The organism is Brevundimonas sp. (genome assembly GCF_047617075.1).
GTDB lineage: Bacteria > Pseudomonadota > Alphaproteobacteria > Caulobacterales > Caulobacteraceae > Brevundimonas.
Genome location: NZ_JBLGCI010000007.1, coordinates 142589 through 149205, shown reverse-complemented (window position 1 = coordinate 149205; position 6617 = coordinate 142589). Strand labels below are relative to the sequence as shown.

Below are 6617 nucleotides of genomic sequence, written 5' to 3'. Positions count from 1 at the left end.
ATGGCCAAGGAAAAGTTTGAACGCACCAAGCCGCACTGCAACATCGGCACGATCGGCCACGTTGACCACGGCAAGACGACCCTGACGGCGGCGATCACGATGACGCTGGCGAAGGCCGGCGGCGCCAAGGCGATGAACTATGCGGACATCGACGCTGCGCCGGAAGAGAAGGCGCGCGGCATCACGATCAACACGGCGCACGTGGAATATGAGACGGCCAACCGTCACTACGCGCACGTGGATTGCCCGGGCCACGCCGACTACGTGAAGAACATGATCACGGGCGCGGCGCAGATGGACGGCGCGATCCTGGTGTGCTCGGCCGCCGACGGCCCGATGCCCCAGACCCGCGAGCACATCCTGCTGGCCCGTCAGGTCGGCGTGCCGGCGCTGGTGGTGTTCCTGAACAAGGTCGACATGGTCGACGACGAGGAGCTGCTGGAGCTGGTGGAGATGGAAGTGCGCGAGCTGCTTTCGTCGTACCAGTTCCCCGGGGACGACATCCCGGTGGTCAAGGGTTCGGCCCTGGCGGCGGTGGAAGGCCGTGACCCGCAGATCGGCGAGGAGCGTATCCTTGAGCTGATGGCCCAGGTGGACGCCTACATCCCGCAGCCGGAGCGTCCGGTGGACCTGCCGTTCCTGATGCCGGTGGAAGACGTGTTCTCCATCTCGGGCCGCGGCACCGTGGTGACCGGTCGTGTGGAACGCGGCATCGTCAAGGTGGGTGAAGAAGTCGAGATCGTGGGCATCCGTCCCGTTCAGAAGACCACCTGCACGGGCGTGGAAATGTTCCGCAAGCTGCTGGACCAGGGCGAGGCGGGCGACAACGTGGGCGTGCTGCTGCGCGGCACCAAGCGTGAGGACGTGGAGCGCGGCCAGGTGCTGTGCAAGCCGGGCTCGATCACCCCGCACACCAAGTTCGTGGCCGAGGCCTACATCCTGACCAAGGAAGAGGGCGGCCGTCACACGCCGTTCTTCACGAACTACCGTCCGCAGTTCTACTTCCGCACCACGGACGTGACCGGCATCGTGCACCTGAAGGAAGGTGTCGAGATGATCATGCCCGGCGACAACGCCGAGCTGAACGTCGAGCTGATCACCCCGATCGCCATGGAAGAGAAGCTGCGCTTCGCTATCCGCGAAGGCGGCCGCACGGTTGGAGCAGGTGTCGTCGCGAAGATTACGGAGTAATCTGCGCGACGAGCGCCGTGCGCGGAAACCGCACACGGAGGCGGCGCCGGTGTCGTCGCGAAGATCACCGAGTAACAAGCTCGGTCTTCTGACCAAATGAAATGCAGACCCCCGCTGGAGCAATCCGGCGGGGGTTTTGCTTTGCGGGCTCAAGTGTCTCTCTCCCGCAGGGTGAGGGTCGGAGCACGTCCCGGCAAAACACGACCCGCATAGAACGACGCCGCTTCGCGCTTTCGTGCGCGGGTTTTCCTTCTCCGGCCGGGAGAAAAGCGGAACAAGGGTCTTACCCTGTAACTGCCCCTTTCCTTTCGGGTCATCCTCGGCTATTGCCCCCGCTCCGATGCGAGCGGTCGTGGCGGAATTGGTAGACGCGCAGCGTTGAGGTCGCTGTGGGGCAACCCGTGGAAGTTCGAGTCTTCTCGACCGCACCATCACCTTGAGGGACGAGTGATCGCCCCTTGTTCCCGTATTCGTCATGCCCGGCCCTGTGCCGGGAATCCATGATCACGGAGCAGTCCGGGTTCGCCCGGCAGCGTCGGCGCGTATGGATCGCCGGGACAAGCCCGGCGATGACGGGTAGGGTGAGGGTTCGTATCGGTAAACCAGAGCTTGCAGGTTTTGCCCGGAAGCCGAAACAGGACGCCAGAGGCGAAGGGGAGGACGCTCGTGACCATTGACGACGTGCGCGACGCCCCGGCCGGTCCTGACCCGGAACACGACGAAGACGAACACCTGGGCGAGGACTACGCCCTGACGGCCGCCTTTGTGGAGAAGGTGGTTGACGCGGCCGACGCCGGCGACGGCGAGCGGCTGCACGATCTGCTGGAAGACCTACACCCCGCCGATATCGCCGACCTGATGGGCTTCCTGACGTCCGAGCACCGCTCGGTGCTGGTGCTGTGGCTGGCGCCCGACGTGCTGGCTGAGGTGCTGCCGGAGCTGGACGACAGCATCCGCGAGCAGGTGCTGGAGCGGCTGCCCTCGGGCGCCCTGGCCGAGGCGCTGCAGGAACTGGACTCCGACGACGCCGCCGCGGTGGTGGAGGAAATGGAGGACGACCAGCGCCGCGCGGTGCTGGCCGCCATGCCCGAACAGGACCGGGCCGCCATCGAGAGCTCGCTGGGCTATGAGGAGGACTCCGCCGGGCGCCTGATGCAGCGCGAGGTGATGGCGGCGCCCGAGTTCTGGAGCGTGGGCGACACCATCGACCACCTGCGGGCCCAGGGCGAGGACCTGCCGGAGCTGTTCTTCGACATCTACGTGGTGGACCCGCAGTACCGGCCCGTGGGCGGGGTGGCGGTGAGCCGCCTGCTGCGCTCGGCCCGGGACGTGAAGCTGGCCGCCCTGATGGAGCCCATCAACGAGATAGAGGTGCATCAGGACCAGGAAGAGGTGGCCTACATCTTCGAGAAGTACCACCTGATCTCGGCGCCGGTGGTGGATTTCGGCGGGCGGCTGGTGGGCCAGATCACCGTCGATGACATCGTCAACATCATTCAGGAAGAGAACCGCGAGGACATCCTGCGGCTGGCCGGCGTGTCGGACGAGGGCCGCGACGCCAGCGTCATGGGCGTGGTGCGATCGCGCATTCCCTGGCTGATCATCAATCTGGGCACGGCGGTGGCCGCCTCGCTGGTGATCGGTGTGTTCTCGGAACAGATCGAGGCGCTGGTGGCGCTGGCCATCCTGATGCCTATCGTGGCCTCCATCGGCGGCAACGCCGGGGTGCAGGCCATGACGGTGGCGGTGCGCTCGCTGGCGGCGCGCGAGCTGTCGGCGGCGAACGCCGTGCGCATCGTGCGGCGCGAGGCGCTGGTAGGCTTCATGAACGGGGCGACCATCGCGGTCCTGCTGGCGGCCATCGCGGCGGTGTGGTTCGGCATGCCCATGCTGAGCTTGGTGATCGGGTTGGCGGTGACCATCAATCTGGTGGCGGCGGCGCTGGCGGGGGCGCTGATCCCCATGATCCTGGACCGGCTGGATCGGGACCCGGCGGTGGCCTCGCCCGTATTCGTGACATGGATCACCGATACGGTGGGGTTCTTCACCTTCCTGGGACTGGCGGCGGTGATCCTGCTCTAGGAGAGCGGCCCGGAGCTTGCTGGTTCCCGCTCAGGGCGAACCCGCCCGTCTCATTCTGGGTCAGGACCGTTGCCGCAGATCGACAAGCCGAAGCTGAAGGTGTCCCGCGGGGGCCTGGAGCTCATCAAGAGCTTCGAGGGCTTCCGGTCGCGCGCCGAGCGTCTGGCGGACGGACGTTGGGTGGTGGGCCATGGACATACGCTGTCGGCCCGCGAGGGCGCCGAGGTGTCGGCGACGGACGCCGAACTGCTGCTGCAATACGATCTGCTGCCCATTCTGAACGCGATTTCCGAGCGGGTCAGCCTGCCGCTGAACCAGCATCAGGTGGACGCCCTGGCCAGTTTCGGTCAGGCGGTGGGGCTGGAGCGTTTCCTGGCGTCTGACGTGTTGGTCTGGGTCAATGCGGGGGAGCCGGAGGATGCGGCGCGGGCGCTGGGGACCTGCGACGCCGAACCGCTGACGCCAGCGCCGGATGCGGTCGCGCGCCGCAGGGCGGCCGAGAGCGCGCTGTTCCGGCATGATCCGGAACAGGAGGCGAATCTGGCGGCGCTGCTAAGTGCGCCGGCTACTGCGCCGCCGTCGACGGAAGCGGCTGTGGAGACCCCGGTCGTGGCCGCTGAAGAGAGCGGCGACGCCCGCGCCATGGCCGTGGCCCACCTGCTGGGCGAAGCGGCGGATGATGCGCCCGAAGACCGTCCGGCCGAGCCTGCGGCCGAGGCCGAGCAGGACGTGGTGGTCGAGCCCCAGCCTGACCCCGAGCCTGAACATTCTGAAGAGCCTGTGGTGACGCCCGTATTCGCGGCGCCGGTAGAGCCTGCGGTGGAACCTGACGGGCCTGAACCGGCGGTGGTGGCCGCCAACGAGAACGGCCAGGACGCGCCCGAGTCCGACCCTGACCCTCAGGTCCAGCTTGGGCCCGAGCCGGTTCCAGAGGCCGCCGTGCCCGCGCCGAAACCGTCTGCGGCCATGGTGATGGCCCTGCAGCGGTACACGCCCTACGTAGTGCCCGGCGGCGCGGTGTTCCAGCCCCTGGGGCAGACGGGGACGCAGACCGAGGCGCCGGGTGCGGGGGTCCTGGTCCTGACGCCGCCGCCGGAGGTGGAGCCGGAACCGCCAACGCGTGAGGTCTGGCCCGAGGCCGAGCGGCCCGGTCCTGCGGTGGAGGAGGAGCCGCTGTTCATCGAGGACCCCATCGTGCGCGCGGGCGGCCAGCCGGTGTTCATGCCGGAGTCGTTCGAGCCGGAACGGCGCGGGCGGCTGGACTGGAGCGAGACGGGCGCCTTTCTGGGGATGGGGGCGGTGGGCCTGACCGCGTTCGGGGCGGCGGTCGTGGGTTTCACCATGGCGGCGGATCGGCCGGTGCATTACGGCGTGGACCAGACCGCAGTCGCGTCCGGCGTGCTGGCGCTGATCGGCGCGCTGTGCGTGGGGATTTCGGCCTATAATCTGTATCTGCACTGGGCCCGGCGCGGCGAGGACTGAGCGCGGCTTTGCGAACGGGCCGGGCGGTGCTAACCCGCTGGCATGAGCATTCCCAACGCCCCCCAATCCATGAACTTCGGCCTCGGCGAGAACGCGGACATGATCCGCGAGACCACCGCCAGATGGGCCGCCGACCGGCTGGCGCCGCGCGCCGCCGAGATCGACGAGACCAACACCTTTGCTCGCGACCTGTGGCCCGAGATGGGCGAGCTGGGCCTGCACGGCATCACCGTCGAGGAAGAACACGGTGGGCTGGGCCTGGGCTACCTTGAGCATGTGGTGGCCATGGAGGAGGTGTCGCGCGCCTCGGCCTCCATCGGCCTGTCCTACGGGGCCCACTCGAACCTGTGCGTGAACCAGATCCGCCGCTGGGGCACCGAAGAGCAGAAGCGCAAATACCTGCCCGGCCTGATCAGCGGCGAGCATGTGGGCTCGCTGGCCATGTCGGAGGCGGGCTCGGGCTCGGACGTCATGTCCATGAAGACGCGGGCCGAGAAGAAGGGCGACCGCTACGTCCTGAACGGCACGAAGTTCTGGATCACCAATGCGCCGCACGCCGAGACCCTGGTGGTCTATGCCCGCACCGGCGACGGCAACGGCGGGGTCACGGCCTTCCTGATCGAGAAGGGCATGAAGGGCTTCAGCGTTTCGAAGAAGCTGGACAAGATGGGCATGCGCGGCTCGGACACGGCGGAGCTGGTGTTCGAGGACTGCGAGGTGCCGGAAGAGAACATCATGGGCGGCGAGGGACGCGGCGCGGCGGTGCTGATGAGCGGCCTGGACTATGAGCGCGCGGTGCTGGCGGCGGGGCCGCTGGGCATCATGCAGGCGGCGCTGGACGTGGTGCTGCCGTATGTGCGCGAGCGCAAGCAGTTCGGAAAGGCCATCGGCAGCTTCCAGCTGATGCAGGCCAAGGTGGCCGACATGTACGTGGCGCTGAACTCGGCGCGGACCTACGTCTATTCGGTGGCGCGGGCGTGTGACGCGGGCCAGACCACGCGATACGACGCGGCGGGCGCCATCCTGCTGGCCAGCGAGAACGCGGTGAAGGTGTCGCTGGAGGCCGTGCAGGCGCTGGGCGGCGCCGGCTATACCAAGGAATGGCCGGTGGAGCGGCTGGTGCGCGACGCCAAGCTGTACGACATCGGCGCGGGCACGAACGAGATCCGGCGCTTCCTGATCGGGCGGGAGTTGCTGGGCTAGTGGAAGAACGCGAGTACCGTCGGGCCTTCTCCAGGACAGCGAAGGACGCGCTCGATCGGGCGTGGCTCACTCGCAATTTCGAGATCGAGCTCTACTGGAAACGCGCGACCTACTTCTGGGCGACCATCGGCGTGGCTTTTGCTGGCTTCGTGGCCGCACAGTCTAACAGCGGCGCAAAGCCGCTCGCATTCCTGATCGGGATGATCGGCCTGATTTTCAGCCTCGCCTGGTACCTCGTAAACCGCGGAAGCGCAGCATGGCAGCGCAACTGGGAAAATCACGTGGATATGCTTGAAGACGGCGTCACCGGCCCGCTCCACAAGACGGTTACCGATGCGAGGGCTCTATACCGGTTTGCGGACTTGCTCGGCCCATTACCGATATCTCCGTCGCGCGTGAATGCGGTCGTTTCGCTCTATGTTGTGGTAATTTGGGTTGGACTGATTGTCTACGCCTTGCCGAACTCCATGCTGACTGCTCCTTGCAGCCATCTCGGCCACTGGCTCGCCGTGGCCGCGACTGTCGGAGCGACGGTGTGCTTGGTTGCCGGAGGGCGCTCCCGATCCACTGATGACGGCTACGCGTTCCGCAAACGGCAACGTAAATGGCGTTAGGGAACCTCACCACTGTTTTCAGGATTGCTCCTCAAAAGAGGAGCC

At 67.0% G+C, this 6617-nt stretch carries 5 protein-coding genes and 1 tRNA gene; all 6 read left to right on the top strand.

Going from position 1 to position 6617, the window contains the following annotated elements; all coding sequences use genetic code 11:
• The coding region (gene tuf, locus ACI8U3_RS09725) for an elongation factor Tu (protein ID WP_415014674.1) at positions 1-1191 on the top strand (1191 nt) is incomplete at its 5' end.
• Positions 1192-1537: 346 nt separating this feature from the next.
• Positions 1538-1622: transfer RNA gene (locus ACI8U3_RS09720), tRNA-Leu, on the top strand.
• Between the two features lie 235 nt (positions 1623-1857).
• Positions 1858-3273, top strand: a complete 1416-nt coding sequence (gene mgtE / locus ACI8U3_RS09715) for a magnesium transporter (RefSeq protein ID WP_415014673.1) — start codon at positions 1858-1860, stop codon at positions 3271-3273.
• Between the two features lie 99 nt (positions 3274-3372).
• Positions 3373-4755: a glycoside hydrolase family protein gene (locus ACI8U3_RS09710; RefSeq protein ID WP_415014672.1), complete on the top strand. Its 1383-nt coding sequence runs from the start codon at positions 3373-3375 to the stop codon at positions 4753-4755.
• A gap of 42 nt (positions 4756-4797) precedes the next feature.
• Entirely contained in the window at positions 4798-5958 is a 1161-nt protein-coding gene (locus ACI8U3_RS09705) for an isovaleryl-CoA dehydrogenase (RefSeq protein ID WP_415014671.1), read from the top strand.
• A complete protein-coding gene (locus ACI8U3_RS09700; RefSeq protein WP_415014670.1) occupies positions 5958-6572 on the top strand; it encodes a hypothetical protein in 615 nt (204 codons plus the stop codon). The genes ACI8U3_RS09705 and ACI8U3_RS09700 overlap by 1 nt, the downstream gene beginning before the upstream one ends.
• The last annotated feature ends 45 nt before the right edge of the window (positions 6573-6617 follow it).

Bases quoted from the DNA above. Each gene is read 5' to 3' on its own strand.
- ACI8U3_RS09705 (WP_415014671.1), top strand. From the start codon at position 4,798: ATGAGCATTCCCAACGCCCCCCAATCCATGAACTTCGGCCTCGGCGAG.